Annotated in this window: 15 protein-coding genes; 9 read left to right on the top strand and 6 right to left on the bottom strand. The window is 57.5% G+C overall.

From position 1 onward, the window contains the following. Positions 1-8: 8 nt before the first annotated feature. The 6 genes from pxpA to KGP24_RS06780 form a co-directional block, all read right to left on the bottom strand. Complete coding sequence (pxpA, locus tag KGP24_RS06805; RefSeq protein WP_223562786.1) at positions 9-749, bottom strand: 5-oxoprolinase subunit PxpA; 741 nt, start codon at positions 747-749, stop codon at positions 9-11. Next, positions 736-1,668 (bottom strand): 5-oxoprolinase subunit PxpC, encoded by a 933-nt coding sequence (gene pxpC, locus KGP24_RS06800; protein ID WP_223562785.1) that lies wholly within the window; start codon positions 1,666-1,668, stop codon positions 736-738. The genes pxpA and pxpC overlap by 14 nt, the downstream gene beginning before the upstream one ends. Further along, positions 1,662-2,318: a 5-oxoprolinase subunit PxpB gene (gene pxpB / locus KGP24_RS06795; protein ID WP_223562784.1), complete on the bottom strand. Its 657-nt coding sequence runs from the start codon at positions 2,316-2,318 to the stop codon at positions 1,662-1,664. The genes pxpC and pxpB overlap by 7 nt, the downstream gene beginning before the upstream one ends. 14 nt (positions 2,319-2,332) lie before the next feature. Then, positions 2,333-3,076, bottom strand: coding sequence for a type 2 GTP cyclohydrolase I (locus KGP24_RS06790; protein ID WP_223563460.1), 744 nt, complete (start codon positions 3,074-3,076; stop codon positions 2,333-2,335). A 10-nt stretch (positions 3,077-3,086) separates the two neighbouring features. Next, complete coding sequence (gene phrB, locus KGP24_RS06785) at positions 3,087-4,499, bottom strand: deoxyribodipyrimidine photo-lyase (RefSeq protein WP_223562783.1); 1,413 nt, start codon at positions 4,497-4,499, stop codon at positions 3,087-3,089. A gap of 407 nt (positions 4,500-4,906) precedes the next feature. Further along, positions 4,907-5,113 (bottom strand): YbfA family protein, encoded by a 207-nt coding sequence (locus KGP24_RS06780; protein ID WP_008501079.1) that lies wholly within the window; start codon positions 5,111-5,113, stop codon positions 4,907-4,909. Positions 5,114-5,422: 309 nt separating this feature from the next. Here KGP24_RS06780 and kdpF point away from each other — a divergent pair, with 309 nt between their 5' ends. From kdpF to potE, 9 genes are all read left to right on the top strand, one after another. After that, a complete protein-coding gene (gene kdpF / locus KGP24_RS06775) occupies positions 5,423-5,512 on the top strand; it encodes a K(+)-transporting ATPase subunit F (RefSeq protein ID WP_014069365.1) in 90 nt (29 codons plus the stop codon). Beyond that, positions 5,512-7,191, top strand: coding sequence for a potassium-transporting ATPase subunit KdpA (gene kdpA / locus KGP24_RS06770; RefSeq protein ID WP_223562782.1), 1,680 nt, complete (start codon positions 5,512-5,514; stop codon positions 7,189-7,191). Before kdpF ends, kdpA begins: the two co-directional genes overlap by 1 nt. 18 nt (positions 7,192-7,209) lie before the next feature. After that, complete coding sequence (gene kdpB, locus KGP24_RS06765) at positions 7,210-9,258, top strand: potassium-transporting ATPase subunit KdpB (protein ID WP_023310779.1); 2,049 nt, start codon at positions 7,210-7,212, stop codon at positions 9,256-9,258. Positions 9,259-9,270: 12 nt separating this feature from the next. Next, positions 9,271-9,846, top strand: coding sequence for a potassium-transporting ATPase subunit KdpC (kdpC, locus tag KGP24_RS06760; protein WP_223562781.1), 576 nt, complete (start codon positions 9,271-9,273; stop codon positions 9,844-9,846). After that, positions 9,847-12,534, top strand: coding sequence for a two-component system sensor histidine kinase KdpD (kdpD, locus tag KGP24_RS06755; RefSeq protein ID WP_223562780.1), 2,688 nt, complete (start codon positions 9,847-9,849; stop codon positions 12,532-12,534). Further along, positions 12,531-13,208 (top strand): two-component system response regulator KdpE, encoded by a 678-nt coding sequence (kdpE, locus tag KGP24_RS06750; protein ID WP_008501074.1) that lies wholly within the window; start codon positions 12,531-12,533, stop codon positions 13,206-13,208. Before kdpD ends, kdpE begins: the two co-directional genes overlap by 4 nt. Before the next feature lie 280 nt (positions 13,209-13,488). Then, positions 13,489-13,593: a leader peptide SpeFL gene (gene speFL / locus KGP24_RS06745; RefSeq protein WP_003858645.1), complete on the top strand. Its 105-nt coding sequence runs from the start codon at positions 13,489-13,491 to the stop codon at positions 13,591-13,593. A gap of 254 nt (positions 13,594-13,847) precedes the next feature. Then, positions 13,848-16,046 carry an ornithine decarboxylase SpeF gene (speF, locus tag KGP24_RS06740; protein ID WP_223562779.1) on the top strand — a complete coding sequence of 733 codons (2,199 nt, stop codon included), beginning with the start codon at positions 13,848-13,850 and terminating at the stop codon, positions 16,044-16,046. Further along, positions 16,043-17,356, top strand: a complete 1,314-nt coding sequence (potE, locus tag KGP24_RS06735; RefSeq protein ID WP_095907516.1) for a putrescine-ornithine antiporter — start codon at positions 16,043-16,045, stop codon at positions 17,354-17,356. Before speF ends, potE begins: the two co-directional genes overlap by 4 nt. Positions 17,357-17,376 lie beyond the last annotated feature (20 nt).

The raw sequence follows: 17,376 nt of genomic DNA, 5'->3' as shown, positions 1-17,376 counted from the left end.
TTTCATGATTAATCAGCGCTGACAAGAATGCCCTCATCAGAGAACGCCGCCCGCAGGCGGCGCGCGAACTGGAGCGCATGCTCGCCATCGCCATGTAAGCATACCGTATCGGCCTGAACGTTTGCCGATGTGCCATCCACAGCGGTGACACGCCCGACGCGCACCATCTCCAGCGTCTGCGCCAGCGCTTTGCCTTCATCGGTGATCAGCGCCCCGGCCTGCGTTCGCGGCACCAGGCTGCCGTCCGGCTGGTATCCCCGGTCGGCAAACACTTCCTGGCGGGTGGTTAACCCCAGACGCTCCCCGGCGCGGATCAGCTCGCTGCCCGCCAGGCCCACCAGAATCAGCTGAGAGTGACAGTCCCGCACCGCGCGGGCAATGGCGTCCGCCAGAGCAGGATCTTTCGCCGCCTGATTGTAAAGCATGCCGTGCGGCTTTACGTGGCGCAGTACGCCCTTCTCAGCGCGCACTATCGCCTCCAGCGCGCCAATCTGGTAAAGCATCTGAGCGTAGACCGTCTCGGGCGGCAGGTCCATCGCCGTACGGCCAAAGTTCTCCCGGTCGGGAAAGCTCGGGTGAGCGCCTATCGCCACGCCGTTTTTGATGGCATTGCGCACGCTCTTCAGCATGGTTTGCGCATCACCCGCGTGAAAGCCGCAGGCAATGTTGACCGAAGAGACCAGCGTCATCAGCTCTGCGTCGGCGCGGCTCCCCTCCCCCAGATCGGCATTTAAATCAATCTTTACCATCAAGCCTCCACGCCAGCTGTTCGAGATAACGCTGCTGATCCTGCCGCGCCTTCAGCGCCTCCTCCAGCGAACACTGCACGAAGTGAATCGGCTGTCCAAGAGGAATTTGCGCAAGATGGTAGCGATCGGCTTCAATAATGCAGGCAATTCGCGGATAGCCGCCCGTCGTCTGCGCGTCGTTCATCAGCACAATAGGTTGACCGTTGCCCGGGACCTGAATAACCCCCGGCAATAAACCGTGGGAGAGCAGTTCCCGGTCTGTTGTGCGGGTCAGCGGCTGACCCTGCAGGCGGTAGCCCATCCGGTTACTCTGCGGGCTGATCTTCCACGGCGCGCGCCAGAAGGACTCTTTTGAAGCCTCGTCAAACTCATGATATTCCGGCCCCGGTAAGGCGCGGATCTGGTTTCCCCACAGCAGCTGTTTTACGCCCTGCGTGGTCGAGAAATGGCGCGCGGAGGGTTTGATTGCCAGCCGATCGCCGTCGCGCAGCAGACGTCCTTCGTGACCGCCGATCCCGGCTTTTTGATCGGTACTGGATGAGCCCAGAACCTCCGGCACGTCAATGCCCCCCGCCACTGCAAGATAGCTACGCACGCCGTGCAGCGGACGTTTGAGCGTCAGGCGTTGCCCGGCTTTCGCCCGCAGCCGCCAGCCGGTCCACACCGCTTTGCCGTCCAGCGTTGCATCACACCCTGCGCCGGTTAAGGCAAACCAGGTTTCCTGACCAAACTCAATCACACACTGACCCAGCGTAATTTCGAGCGCCGCCGTGCTGCCGGAGTTGCCCACAAGCAGGTTGGCAATCTCCAGCGAAGGACGATCAAGCGCACCACAGTAGCTCACGCCAGACTGGCGCAGACCAAAGCGGCCGGCATCCTGTACGGAGGTGTAAAGCCCGGCGCGAATAAGCGTTAACATACCCCCTCCTTCTGCGGGATAAAGCGAAGGGTATCCCCGGGACGCAGGAGTATTGGCGTCTCCAGTCCGGGTTCAAATAACGGTGTAGCGGTATGCCCAATAAGCTGCCAGCCGCCAGGCGATGTCAGCGGATAAACGCCGGTCTGCTCGCCGCCGATAGCCACCGTCCCCGCCGGCACGCTCAGGCGCGGTTCAGCGCGGCGCGGCGTATGCAGCCGGGGAGATAATCCCCCCAGATACGGGAATCCGGGCTGAAACCCCAGGAACCAGACCACGTAGTCAACCGAGCTGTGCAGCTCAACAACCTGCTTTTCTGTTAATCCGCAGTGATCTGCCACCACGCCAAGATCCGGCCCACCCGTGCCGCCATAAACGACCGGGATTTCAATCATTCTCGATTCCGGCTCCAGCGCTTCGCTCTCTTCCCACCAGCGCTGAAGACGTTCAATAGCATCCAGCGCCTTCGTCTGCGGGTTGCGCAGCACGACGGTAATATTATTCATGCCAGGAATAGTTTCCACCACTTCCGGGATGTCAACCAGACGCTGAGTTAGCCGCCAGATACGCTTTTGCGTGGCAAGCGTCACCGGCGGTTCAAGTTCCAGAACCACTGCGGTTTCACCCAGAAGATAACAACGCGCTCGCTGCACTCAGGCACCTCTCATCAGGCCGGGTTAGGAATATCTATAAAGGTCACATCCAGATCGGTATTTTCCGTCAGCCACTCGCTGAGGGCACGAATGCCGCCGCGCTCGGTGGCGTGATGGCCAGCCGCGTAAAAATGCAGCCCCTGTTCACGTGCCGAATGAATGGTCTGCTCGGAAACTTCGCCGGTGATAAAAGCATCGACGCCGAAACGCGCGGCGCTGTCGATAAAGCCCTGACCGCCGCCGGTACACCATGCGACACGCCTCACCGTATCCGGCCCGGTATCACCGCTCCACAGCGGGCGACGCCCCAGGCGCGCTTCGATCCAGGAAGCCAGCTCCAGGCCCGGCACCGGCATCGACAGCTCGCCCCACGGCACCAGCGGCTCGATTTCCCCCATCACCGTAATCCCTAACAGCTGCGCCAGCTGGACGTTATTCCCCAGTTCCGGGTGCGCGTCCAACGGCAGGTGGTAACCGTAAAGGTTAATGTCATTCGCCAGCAGCGTTTTGAGGCGATTGCGCTTCATGCCGCGAATAATCGGCGATTCGTTTTTCCAGAAGTAACCGTGATGGACAATCACCGCGTCGGCGTCCTGACGAACAGCCTCGTCCAGCAGCGCCTGGCTTGCCGTGACGCCAGTGATAATTTTCTGCACCGTTTCGCGCCCTTCCACCTGCAGTCCATTTGGACCGTAGTCGCTAAAGGAGGCGGAATTGAGTTTTTCGTTAATCAGGCTTTCCAGTTCGCTGTTTTTCATCATCACTCTCTTATGCTTTGCGGGCCGCTTCGTACGCCGCCAGCGTGGCGACTCGCGCCTGTTTATGGTCGACAATCGGACGGGGATAATTCAGCTTTACGCGCTGTTTATCCGCCCATGCCCACGGTTCGTGAATCGCTTTAGCAGGTATACCCTTAAGTTCAGGAACCCAGCGGCGGATAAACTCGCCGTCCGCATCAAATTTTTGCCCCTGAGTGGTCGGATTAAAAATCCGGAAATAGGGAGCCGCATCGGTGCCTGTAGAGGCCGCCCACTGCCAGCCGCCGTTATTCGCGGCAAGATCGCCATCGATCAGCTGAGAGATAAAATAGCGCTCTCCGATACGCCAGTCGATAAGTAGATCCTTCACCAGAAAGCTGGCGGTAATCATCCGCAGGCGGTTGTGCATCCACCCCGTCTCATTGAGCTGACGCATGGCGGCATCAACAATCGGATAGCCCGTCTCCCCTTTTTGCCAGGCCTGTAAAAGTGCCTCATCGTGCTGCCATTTTACGTTGTCGGTCCAGGGAATGAACGGACGATGCTTACAAAGATCGGGATGATACGTCATCAGATGGCGGTAGAACTCACGCCAGATAAGTTCATTCAGCCAGACAGAACCGGTGCCCCCATCCAGCGCCTGCGGCTGCTCCGCCAGCAGGCGGTGTAAACACTGGCGCGGTGAGATCGCGCCCAGCGCCAGACAGGCCGACAGGCGGCTGGTGCCCTCGATGGCGGGAAAATCCCGCCGCGCGTCGTAGCTGGCCGCGTCCTGCTTGCAGAACTGGCGCAGTTGGGCGATGGCCGCTTTTTCATCGACGGGGAACAGCGCTTTATCAAACGGCTCCTGAGGGTAGTCAAACGTCAGTTCAGGCAGCTCCTCCAGGGGTTCGCCCCTCGCGGCAGGCGCGGCAACGCACTCCGGCAACGCCTCTTTCAGACGCTTGATAAAGGCATTTTTAAACGGAGTGAAAACTTTATACATCTCACGGTTGCCGGTCATCACGCTGCCCGGCGCCAGCATCACGCTGTCATCAAATCCTTCACAGACCACATCCCCCAGCATCTTCTCCAGCTGGCGGTCACGCTGCTGTTCGTTGAATTCGTACTGATAGTTGTAGAAAAGATGCGTGACGTTGTGCTGCTTGCAGGTCTCCTGCACCGTCTGCAGCTGTGCGGCAAAATCAGTTACCTCTTTATAGACCAGCGGTATGCCTTTTCCGGCAAGCGAATGCTGCAGGTCGGTCAGATATGCATGCAGCAAGGCCGCCTGGCGTGGCGCCATATCATGCTGCCGCCACTGCTCGGGCGTAGCCACAAACAGAGCCAGTACGTTAGCGTCTTTGGCGCGGCAGGCCGCCGCCAGGGCGATGTTGTCATGTACGCGCAGATCCGCGCGAAACCAAATCAAATGGGTGGGCATAAAACTCCAGGCAAATATCCATTATGTCCGTAAGGGCATGCCGTAAAAGGAAAAAGCATGCATTGAACTACTTTGCCATGAAGTGTAGACGGGATGAAATAAAAAAGGCCGCCCGAGGCGGCCTTAACGCTACTTGTCCTGCGCTATCGTGGTAAATGCAACAAACCCGATCGTCTCATCACTTTTGACAACGAGTACGCTGACGACAATGAACGCGATGCAAAAATAGCGTTTCATTATGCGGTCCCTGCAGCTAACCGCTCCACCGTTCACCACCGGTGATAAGTCGGTGGACACAAGCCCGGGTAGAGGCTGCAAGACTACACAACGAACCGCGAATCCCGAGGAACAAAAAAACCGCCACATTGCTGTTGGCGGTTTTTTTATTGCTGTGTGTAGTCTTAGTATCAGTAGAAATCGCAGGTCGCTTTCTCGGCCTGATCCATCCACACCGGCTTCTCGCTGGTTTTCGCCCAGACGCGGTGCAGATAGCTGTAAAAACGTGCACGATCTTTCCAGAACAGCATCACCGGCAGAGCCAGCACGCCAGCCACTACGGCGAAAGCGCGGCGCATGAACACGATATGAGCCGGAAACTCTTTATACAGATCCATATTTTTCTCCCCTATAGTTGGCCGGAAACGTCATCCGGAAATTTCAAAATCTGTGACCTGGCTAAAATAATATCGCTTTGTTTGTAATTTTACTACTCATCCGACCACTTATTTTCGTCCGTTTAGCGAAAATTTACACTCACACCGTAATTAAGTTACAAAAAAGTTAACGATTTACTTATCAATAGTTAAATTGTGGGCTTTGCCATTTTTATACTTTTTTTACACCCGCCCTTCTCATTTTTGCGAAATCTTTGCGCCGGAAATCCTACCGTTAGCACAACAACAAAAGTCATCCGGAGGTGGATTGTGAGTGCAGGTCTTATTGCCGGCATCGTGCTGGTGTTCCTGTTATTGGGTTATCTGGTTTACGCCCTGATTAATGCGGAGGCATTCTGATGGCTGCTCAGGCGTTTTTGCTTATTGCCAGTTTCTTAGTGGTGTTGTTCGTCCTGGCAAGGCCACTGGGCTCGGGGCTGGCACGGCTAATCAATAACGTTCCCCTGCCCGGCACGGGAAGCGTTGAAAAAGGGATCTGGCGCCTACTGGGTATAGACGATCGGGAGATGAGCTGGCGTGACTATCTGATCGCCATTCTGCTGCTGAACATTGTCGGGCTCATTGCGCTTTTTGCCATGCTGATGTTGCAGGGTATCCTGCCGCTGAATCCGCAACAATTACCGGGCCTGTCCTGGCATCTTGCGCTGAACACGGCAGTCAGTTTTGTCACCAATACCAACTGGCAGTCCTATTCGGGTGAAACCACGCTCAGCTACTTCAGCCAGATGGTCGGGTTAACCGTGCAGAACTTCCTCTCTGCCGCCAGCGGTATTGCGGTGATCTTCGCGCTGACGCGTGCGTTTGCACGTCAGAAAGTGAGTACGTTGGGTAACGCGTGGGTAGACCTGACGCGCATTACGCTGTGGATCCTGCTGCCGATTGCGCTTCTGATCGCGCTGTTCTTCATTCAGCAGGGCACCCTGCAAAACCTGATGCCTTACGCGCCTTATACCTCGCTGGAAGGTGCAAAACAGCTCCTGCCGATGGGGCCAGTGGCGTCACAGGAAGCCATCAAAATGCTCGGGACGAACGGGGGTGGCTTCTTCAACGCCAACTCGTCGCATCCGTTTGAAAACCCTACCGCATTGACCAATTTTGTGCAGATGCTGGCGATTTTCCTGATCCCCGCCGCGCTCTGCTTCGCCTTTGGTGACGTGGTCAACGATCGCCGTCAGGGCCGCACCCTGCTCTGGACCATGTCGCTGATCTTTGTGGTCTGTGTGGCGCTGGTGATGTGGGCTGAATGGAGCGGCAACAGCCATTTCATGCAGCTTGGGGCTAACAGCAATATCAATATGGAAGGTAAAGAGAGCCGCTTTGGCATTCTCGCCAGCAGCCTGTATGCGGTGGTCACCACGGCGGCCTCGTGCGGGGCAGTTAACGCTATGCATGATTCCTTTACGGCGCTGGGCGGCATGATCCCGATGTGGCTGATGCAGATTGGCGAGGTGGTGTTTGGCGGCGTGGGCTCGGGTCTTTACGGCATGCTGCTGTTCGTGCTGCTGGCGGTGTTTATTGCCGGTCTGATGATTGGCCGCACCCCGGAATATCTGGGTAAAAAAATCGACGTTCGCGAGATGAAATTAACCGCACTGGCGATTCTGGTCACCCCGGCTCTGGTGCTGCTCGGCACCGCCCTGGCGCTGATGACCGAGGCCGGACGCAGCGGCATCTTTAACCCGGGCATCCACGGCTTTAGCGAAGTGCTGTATGCCGTCTCCTCTGCCGCCAACAACAACGGCAGCGCCTTTGCGGGATTGAGCGCCAACTCACCGTTCTGGAACTGCCTGCTGGCGTTCTGCATGTTCGTGGGTCGCTTCGGGATCATTGTGCCGGTGTTGGCGATTGCCGGATCGCTGGTGAATAAAAAAATCCAACCGACCACCACCGGGACATTACCGACCCACGGCGCGCTGTTTATCGGCCTGCTGACGGGTACCGTGTTACTGGTCGGCGCCCTGACCTTTATCCCCGCCCTCGCGTTAGGCCCGGTCGCGGAATACCTCTCTTTACGCTGATTTTGCGGAGAAATTGTCATGAGTCGTAAACAACTGGCCCTGTTCGAACCGTCATTAGTTCGCCAGGCGCTCATGGATGCGGTGAAAAAGCTGAGCCCGCGCGTGCAGTGGCACAACCCGGTGATGTTTATTGTCTGGGCGGGAAGCGTACTAACCACCGCCCTGGCGATTGCCATGGGAACGGGCCACATGCCGGGGAATGCGATGTTTACCGGCGCCATCAGCCTGTGGCTGTGGTTTACCGTGCTGTTCGCCAACTTTGCCGAAGCGCTGGCGGAAGGCCGGAGTAAAGCCCAGGCCAACAGCCTGAAAGGGGTGAAGAAAACCGCCTTCGCGCGCAAGCTACGTGAACCGAAATACGGTGCGCAGATGGACCACGTTCCGGCGGATGAACTGCGTAAAGGCGATGTGGTGCTCGTTGAGGCCGGTGACATTATCCCTTGCGACGGTGAAGTCATCGAAGGGGGCGCCTCGGTGGACGAAAGCGCCATTACCGGAGAGTCCGCGCCGGTTATCCGTGAATCCGGCGGCGATTTCGCCTCCGTGACGGGCGGGACGCGCATTCTCTCCGACTGGCTGGTGATCCAGTGTAGCGTTAACCCGGGGGAAACCTTCCTCGACAGGATGATCGCCATGGTGGAAGGCGCCCAGCGCCGTAAAACGCCGAACGAGATTGCCCTGACCATCCTGCTGGTGGCCTTGACCATCGTCTTCCTGCTGGCAACCGCGACGCTGTGGCCGTTTTCCGCCTATGGCGGCACCGCGGTCACCATCACGGTGCTGGTGGCACTGCTGGTCTGCCTGATCCCCACCACCATTGGTGGCCTGCTGTCAGCCATCGGCGTGGCCGGCATGAGCCGTATGCTCGGTGCCAACGTCATCGCCACCAGCGGGCGCGCGGTTGAAGCCGCTGGCGACGTAGATGTCTTGCTGCTGGATAAAACCGGGACCATTACCCTCGGCAACCGCCAGGCGTCAGATTTCTTACCCGCCCCGGGCGTGGATGAAAAAACGCTGGCGGATGCCGCGCAGCTCTCTTCGCTTGCCGATGAAACCCCGGAAGGCCGCAGTATCGTGATCCTCGCCAAGCAGCGCTTTAACCTGCGCCAGCGCGACGTTCAGAGCCTGCACGCCACTTTCGTGCCCTTCACGGCGCAAACCCGCATGAGCGGAATTAATATTCAGGATCGCATGATCCGTAAAGGCTCCGTTGACGCCATCCGTCGCCACATTGAGGCCAACAACGGCCACTTCCCGCCGGAAGTGGACAGCCTGGTCGAAAGCGTGGCCCGTCAGGGGGCGACGCCGCTGGTGGTGGCCGAAGGGGCACATGTGCTGGGGGTCATTGCGCTGAAGGATATCGTCAAAGGCGGCATCAAGGAGCGCTTTGCCCAGCTGCGTAAAATGGGGATAAAAACGGTGATGATCACCGGGGATAACCGTCTTACCGCCGCGGCGATTGCCGCCGAAGCGGGCGTGGATGATTTTCTTTCTGAGGCCACACCGGAAGCGAAACTGGCGCTGATTCGTCAGTATCAGGCGGAAGGCCGTCTGGTGGCGATGACCGGCGACGGCACCAACGACGCCCCTGCCCTGGCGCAGGCCGACGTGGCGGTGGCAATGAACTCCGGTACCCAGGCGGCAAAAGAGGCGGGCAACATGGTCGACCTCGACTCAAACCCGACCAAGCTGATTGAAGTGGTGCACATCGGTAAGCAGATGCTGATGACGCGCGGTTCGCTGACCACGTTTAGTATCGCCAACGACGTGGCGAAGTATTTCGCCATCATTCCGGCGGCGTTTGCTGCGACCTACCCGCAATTAAACGCGTTGAACGTGATGCACCTGCACTCTCCGGCATCGGCCATTCTGAGCGCAGTGATCTTTAACGCCCTGATTATTGTCTTCCTGATCCCACTGGCGCTGAAGGGCGTGAGCTATAAGCCGCTCACGGCGGCCGCCATGCTGCGCCGCAACCTGTGGATCTACGGCCTGGGCGGGCTGGTGGTGCCTTTCATCGGTATCAAGGTTATCGACCTGCTGTTGACGCTATTCGGCCTGGTTTAAAAGGTGAATCAAATGACAATGTTACGTCCCGCTATACTTCTGTTTATTCTGCTGTCTCTCATTACCGGCGGGCTGTACCCGCTGGTGACCACCGCGCTGGGCCAGTGGTGGTTCAAGGATCGGGCCAACGGCTCGCTGATTATGCAAAACGGTGAAAACCGCGGTTCTCGCCTGATTGGTCAGAACTTTACGGTTGCCCGTTACTTCCAGGGACGCCCTTCCGCCACTGCCGAAAGCCCGTATAATCCGATGGCATCCGGCGGCAGCAACCTGGCGGGCAGCAACCCTGAGCTGGACAAAGCCGTTGCTGAGCGCGTCGCAGCCCTGCGCGCCGCCAATCCGCAGGCCAGCCGTGAGGTGCCCGTAGAGCTGGTGACCGCCTCGGCCAGCGGGCTGGACTACAGCCTGACGCCGGCAGCAGCGGCCTGGCAAATCCCGCGCGTCGCCGCGGCCCGTCAGCTGACCGTCGAACAGGTTAGCCAGCTGGTTGCAGAGCACACGCAAAAGCCGCTGGTCAGCTTCATCGGCATGCCCGTGGTGAATATTGTTGAGCTGAATCTGGCGCTGGACGCGCTAAGGAAAAACTAAATGACCGACGAGCCCATGCGCCCGGATCCGGACAGGCTGCTTGAACAGACGGCTGAAGCCCATCGCGGCAAACTGAAAATTTTCTTCGGCGCCTGCGCAGGCGTAGGGAAAACCTTCGCCATGCTGACGGAAGCCCAGCGGCTTCGGGCGCAGGGGCTCGATATTTTGATCGGCGTGGTAGAAACCCACGGACGCAAAGAGACGGCATCGCTGCTGAAGGGGCTGGCTACCCAGCCGCCCCGCCGCATCAGCCACCGCGGTCGGTTAGTCACCGAATTCGATCTCGATGCCGCCCTCGCCCGCCGCCCCGCCCTTATCCTGATGGACGAACTGGCGCACAGCAATGCGCCTGGCTCACGCCATCCAAAGCGCTGGCAGGATGTAGAAGAGCTGCTCGAAGCCGGCATTGATGTTTTCACCACGGTTAACGTTCAGCATCTCGAAAGCCTGAACGACGTTGTCAGCGGCGTGACCGGAATTCAGGTGCGCGAGACGGTGCCCGACCCCTTCTTTGATTCTGCCGATGAAGTGGTGCTGGTCGACCTGCCCCCCGATGATTTGCGCCAGCGCCTGCATGAAGGCAAAGTCTATATTGCTGGCCAGGCCGAACGCGCCATCGAACATTTCTTCCGTAAAGGTAACCTGATTGCCCTGCGCGAGCTGGCCCTGCGTCGTACTGCCGATCGCGTCGACGATCAGATGCGCGCCTGGCGCGATCTGCAGGGCCAGGAACGCGTCTGGCATACGCGGGATGCCATTCTGCTGTGCGTCGGCCACGGCAGCGGCAATGAAAAGCTTGTCCGCACCGCCGCTCGCCTGGCGGCCAAATTTGGCAGCGTCTGGCATGCGGTGTATGTCGAAACGCCGCAGCTGCACGCGCTGCCCGAAAACCAGCGCCGCGCTATTCTGAGTTCGCTGCGCCTGGCGCAGGAGCTGGGTGCGGAAACCGCCACCCTTTCCGATCCGCAGGAAGATAAAGCCATTCTGCGCTACGCCCGTGAGCACAACCTGGGGAAAATCGTCATTGGCCGTCGCCAGCACCGCCGCTGGTTTAGCCGCGAATCCTTTGCCGACAAGCTGGCCCGCCGCGCACCGGATCTGGACCTGGTGATAGTGGCGCTGGACGACAAACCCACGCCCTTACCCAATCGCGCGCCGGACAGCCGCACCTTTAGCGATAAATGGCGCATTCAGCTCCGCGGCTGTCTGGTCGCCGTCGTGCTCTGCGCCCTGATTACCGTCATTGCCAGCCAGTGGCTGATCGCGTTTGATGCCGCCAACCTGGTGATGATCTACCTTCTTGGCGTAGTGGTGGTGGCGCTCTTTTACGGGCGCTGGCCGTCGGTACTGGCGACGGTTATCAACGTCATCAGCTTCGATCTGTTCTTTATTGCCCCCCGCGGGACGCTTGCGGTTTCGGACGTACAGTACATCCTGACCTTCGCCGTGATGCTCACCGTCGGGCTGGTTATCGGGAATCTGACAGCGGGCGTGCGCTACCAGGCGCGTATCGCACGCTATCGAGAACAGCGCACGCGTCATCTCTATGAGATGTCGAAATCGCTGGCGGTTGGCCGCACGCCTCTGGATATCGTGCAGACCAGCGAGCAGTTTATCCGCTCGACGTTTCATGCCAGCAACCTGATTTTACTCCCGGACGAACATGGCAAGCTGCGCCCGCTGACGTCGGCCTCAGGCATGACGCCATGGGACGAAGCCATCGCGCGCTGGAGCTTTGATAAAGGGCTACCTGCGGGCGCAGGGACCGACACCCTGCCCGGCGTGCCCTATCAAATTCTGCCGCTGCGCAGTGCCGATAAAAATCAGGGGCTGGTGATTGTTGAGCCCTCCAACCTGCGCCAGCTGATGATCCCCGAACAGCAGCGGCTGCTGGAGACCTTTACGCTGCTGGTTGCCAGCGCGCTGGAGCGGCTGGCCCTCACCGCCAGCGAAGAGCAGGCCCGGCTGGCGAGCGAGCGTGAAAGCATTCGTAACTCGCTGCTGGCGGCGCTCTCTCACGATCTGCGAACCCCGCTCACCGTCCTGTTTGGTCAGTCAGAAATCCTGACGCTGGACCTGGCGGCGGAAGGATCTAAACACGCCCTTCAGGCCAGCGAGATCCGCCAGCATGTGCTGAATACCACGCGTCTGGTCAATAACCTGCTCGATATGGCGCGTATCCAGTCAGGCGGTTTTAACCTCAAAAAAGAGTGGCTCACGCTTGAAGAGGTGGTGGGCAGCGCCCTGAAAATGCTCGAACCCGGCCTGGGCGGGCGGCATATTGCGCTGAACATGCCCGAGCCCCTGACGTTAATTCACGTTGACGGTCCGCTGTTTGAACGGGTGCTGATCAACCTGCTGGAAAATGCCGGCAAATATGCGGGCGCCAGCGCTCAAATTGGGGTGGATGCGACGGTGGACGATGGCGCGCTTCGCCTTGACGTCTGGGATACCGGACCCGGCATTCCCGCCGGGCAAGAGCTGGCTATTTTCGAGAAATTCGCACGCGGCAACAAGGAGTCGGCCATTCCGGGCGTGGGGCTGGGGCTGGCAATATGTCAGGCGATCGTTGACGTCCATGGCGGGACCATTTCCGCAGAGAATCGTCCCGAAGGCGGCGCGCGGTTTTGTGTTACACTTCCTCTGGAAACCCCACCAGAACTTAATGAATTACCAGAGGATTTGTGATCAACGTTCTGATTGTTGAAGATGAGATCGCTATTAGCCGTTTTCTGCGCGCTGCGCTGGAAGGGGACGGTCTGCGCGTTCATGATGCGGGTACGCTTCAGCGGGGTTTAATTGAAGCCGCCACCCGCAAGCCTGACCTGGTGATCCTCGATCTTGGTCTGCCGGACGGTGACGGCATCGACTTTATCCGGGAAGTGCGTCAGTGGAGCCAGATGCCGATCCTCGTGCTCTCCGCCCGTACTGAAGAGACGGATAAAATCGCGGCGCTGGATGCCGGTGCGGATGACTATCTGATTAAACCTTTTGGTATCGGCGAGCTACAGGCTCGCCTTCGCGTGGCGCTGCGTCGCCACAGCGCAACCACGCCTGCTGACCCAACCTACACCTTTGGGGATATCCGGGTTGACCTGGCCGCGCGGCGCATTGTGCGTGGTGAGGAGGAAATTCACCTCACGCCAATAGAATTTCGCCTGCTCGCCGTGCTGCTCAACAACCACGGCAAGGTTCTCACCCAACGACAGCTGTTAAGTCAGGTGTGGGGACCCAACGCTGTAGAACATAGTCATTATTTACGCATATATATGGGACACCTTCGTCAGAAACTCGAAGTTGACCCCGCCCGCCCTCGCCATTTATTAACTGAAACCGGTATCGGTTATCGGTTTATGCTTTGAATAACTATTCATTTTATTTATAAATAAAACTAAGTTCGCTTATTAAATATTCAAAAAAATATCCTGACGGTTATTTTTCTGTCTTATTCTCGCTCATTAAAAACATTAATAACACAACCCATTAACGCATCACCAACAAATCAGCATTTTGATCTGCGATATTCATCAAAAACGAATATTTATTTCTGATTTGATCGGTTAACGGTGATCTACCTCACGGTTAATCCCATTTCTCTGGATAAAATGACCATGCTTTCAATTACTGAAAGGAAAATGAAACATGGAAAACAACAATCGCTTAATGCCCCATATAAGGCGGACAACACATATCATGATGTTTGCCCACCGAAACTGCTTTGACTTTCATCTCTTTAATGCCCGGTAGTCCTTCGACTTCTGGCGCACTCGCTTACAGGTTATCCTGAAACACCTTATTTTACAGGCCATTGCCTGTGAACTCGTGCGCTCATTCATTTTAATTCAGACTCATCCGCACCGGGCGGACTGAATTTCAATCATCAAAAAAGCAATTCACTGATTTTAATCAGCGGCCACCCTTTGCTTTTTTTCCGGTAAATTATCGATTTCTTTCTTGCAAGAAATCGAGGGACGCTTATTACCTAAAATAAAGAGAGAAAGATGAAAAATTTAAAAATCGCAGCCAGCCGTGCATGTCCGGATTGCTTTACTACCCAGCGTGAACTGGTGGATGTCCGCGCTTCTGATTATATTGATGTTGCCGCCATTGTTCTGGCGGTCACGGATATTGCCAGCGGTATCCTGGACGAAATAGAAGCCACCGGTTTTGGCATTCCTGTTTTTGTCGCGACGCACAAAGAAGAGTTCATCCCGGCAGACTATTTATCGCGCATTCATGGCGTATTTGAGTATTCAGACACCAGCAACGACTTTTATGGACGCCAGCTGGAAGCGGCAGCCCAGAAGTATGAAACCCAGCTGCGCCCGCCGTTTTTCCGCGCGCTTGTCGACTATGTGAAGCAGGGCAACAGCGCGTTTGACTGCCCGGGGCACCAGGGAGGCCAGTTCTTCCGCCGCCATCCTGCCGGTAATCAGTTTGTCGATTTCTTTGGTGAGACGCTTTTCCGCTCCGATCTGTGCAACGCCGACGTGGCGATGGGCGATCTGCTGATCCACGAAGGCGCGCCGTGCATTGCCCAGCAGCATGCGGCAAAAGTCTTTAATGCCGATAAGACCTACTTCGTGCTGAATGGCACCTCGTCATCCAACAAGGTGGTGCTTAACGCCCTGCTCACCCCGGGCGACCTGGTGCTGTTCGACCGTAACAACCACAAATCTAACCATCACGGTGCCCTCCTCCTGGCTGGCGCAACGCCGGTCTACCTCGAAACCGCACGCAACCCGTACGGCTTTATTGGCGGCATTGACGCCCACTGTTTTGAAGAAAGTTATCTGCGCGAGCTGGTGGCAGAGGTGGCGCCTGGCCGTGCACGCGATGCGCGTCCGTTCCGTCTGGCGGTGATCCAGCTGGGTACCTACGATGGCACCATCTATAACGCCCGTCAGGTGGTGGATAAGATTGGGCACCTGTGTGATTACATCCTGTTTGACTCGGCCTGGGTGGGTTACGAGCAGTTTATTCCGATGATGGCCGACTGCTCGCCGCTGCTGCTGGAGCTGAACGAAAACGATCCGGGGATCCTGGTCACCCAGTCCGTACATAAACAGCAGGCTGGCTTCTCGCAGACCTCGCAAATCCACAAGAAAGACAGCCATATCAAAGGTCAACAACGCTATGTCCCGCATAAGCGGCTGAATAATGCCTTTATGATGCACGCCTCCACCAGCCCGTTTTATCCGCTGTTTGCCGCGCTGGACATCAACGCCCGGATGCATGAAGGCCAGAGCGGCCGCAACATGTGGATGGACTGCGTGGTGAACGGTATCGAAGCGCGCAAGCTAATCCTGGAGAACTGCCGGTATCTGCGCCCCTTCGTGCCGGAGACGGTGGATGGCCGTCCGTGGGAAAGCTGGGACACGGCGGAAATTGCGACCAACCTGCGCTTCTTCCACTTTGTCCCGGGTGAAAACTGGCACGCTTTTGAAGGCTATGCCGAGCATCAGTATTTTATCGACCCGTGCAAGCTCCTGCTGACAACGCCGGGCATTAACGCCCGCACCGGGGAGTATGACGACTTCGGCGTGCCCGCCACTATCCTCGCCAACTTCCTGCGTGAAAACGGCATCGTGCCGGAAAAATGCGATCTCAACTCGATCCTGTTCCTGCTCACGCCTGCGGAGGATATGGGCAAGCTGCAGCAGCTGGTGGCTCAGCTGGTGCGCTTCGAAAAACTGCTCGAGAGCGATGTGCCGCTGAAAGACGTCCTGCCATCTCTCTACAAACAGCATCCGGAACGTTACGCGGATTACACCCTGCGGCAGATCTGCCAGGAAATGCATGACCTGTACGCCCGCCACAACGTGAAACATCTGCAGAAAGAGATGTTCCGCAAGTCTCACTTCCCGCGCGTGATGATGAACCCGCAGGACGCGAACTACGCCTATCTGCGCGGTGAAGTTGAACTGGTCTCACTGCGCGATGCGGAAGGCCGCATCGCCGCCGAAGGCGCCCTTCCTTATCCGCCGGGGGTGCTTTGCGTGGTCCCTGGGGAAGTCTGGGGCGGTTCCGTGCTGCGCTACTTTGCCGCGCTGGAAGAAGGCATCAACCTGCTGCCGGGCTTCGCGCCGGAGCTGCAGGGTGTGTACGTAGAAGAGTGTGAGGGTCGCAAACAGGTTCGCTGTAACGTCATCAAACAACCCGCCGCTCAGCCCGCGCTGCTGAAAGGAGAGAAATTATGAGTAAGTCCAATAAGATGGGCGTGGTGCAGCTGACCATCCTCACCATGGTCAACATGATGGGGTCCGGGATTATCATGCTGCCCACCAAACTGGCAGAGGTGGGTACCATCTCTATCATCTCCTGGCTGGTGACGGCAGTCGGTTCAATGGCGCTGGCGTGGGCGTTCGCCAAATGCGGGATGTTCAGCCGTAAGTCAGGCGGCATGGGTGGCTACGCCGAGTACGCCTTTGGTAAGTCAGGCAACTTTATGGCCAACTATACCTACGGGGTGTCGCTGCTGATCGCCAACGTGGCGATTGCCATCTCCGCCGTGGGTTACGGTACTGAGCTTTTTGGCGCGACGCTTAGCCCGGTACAAATTGGGCTGGCGACCATTGGGGTGCTGTGGATCTGCACCGTGGCTAACTTTGGCGGCGCGCGTATCACCGGGCAGCTCAGCAGCATCACCGTCTGGGGCGTGATTATCCCGGTTGTCGGCCTGTGCATCATCGGCTGGTTCTGGTTTAGCCCAACGCTCTACGCCAACTCCTGGAACCCGCACCATGTACCGTTCTTTACCGCGGTCGGTTCTTCTATCGCCATGACGCTCTGGGCCTTTCTCGGTCTGGAATCCGCCTGCGCGAATGCGGAAGTGGTAGAAAATCCGGAAAAGAACGTACCGATTGCGGTTCTCGGCGGAACGCTGGGCGCGGCGGTGATCTATATCGTCTCGACTAACGTGATTGCAGGCATCGTACCGAATATGGATCTGGCTAACTCCACGGCACCGTTCGGGCTGGCCTTCGCGCAGATGTTCACCCCGGAAGTAGGGAAAGTGATCATGGGTTTGATGGTGATGTCCTGCTGCGGTTCCCTTCTCGGCTGGCAGTTCACCATCGCGCAGGTATTTAAATCCTCGGCTGATGAAGGTTACTTCCCAAAAATCTTCTCCCGTGTGACCAAAGCGGATGCGCCGGTGCAGGGCATGCTGGCGATTGTCATCTTCCAGAGTGGATTGTCGCTGATGACCATTAGCCCGTCGCTGAACAGCCAGTTCAACGTGCTGGTCAACCTGGCGGTAGTGACGAATATCATTCCTTATATTCTGTCGATGGCAGCGCTGGTGATCATTCAGAAGGTAGCGAAGGTGGATCCGCGCAAAGCGAGAGTGGCTAATATTGTGGCGCTGATTGGGGCAATCTACAGCTTCTATGCGCTCTACTCGTCCGGCCAGGAGGCGATGCTCTACGGAGCGATGGTGACCTTTATGGGCTGGACGCTGTACGGTCTGGTGTCACCAAGGTTCGAGTTAAAGAATAAGCACAGCTAAAAAAAGGGAGCCATTCGGCT

This window comes from Enterobacter sp. JBIWA008, from assembly GCF_019968765.1.
Lineage (GTDB): Bacteria > Pseudomonadota > Gammaproteobacteria > Enterobacterales > Enterobacteriaceae > Enterobacter.
The sequence above is the reverse complement of the archived record's forward strand: the minus strand, read 5'-3'. Positions and strand labels throughout refer to the sequence as shown.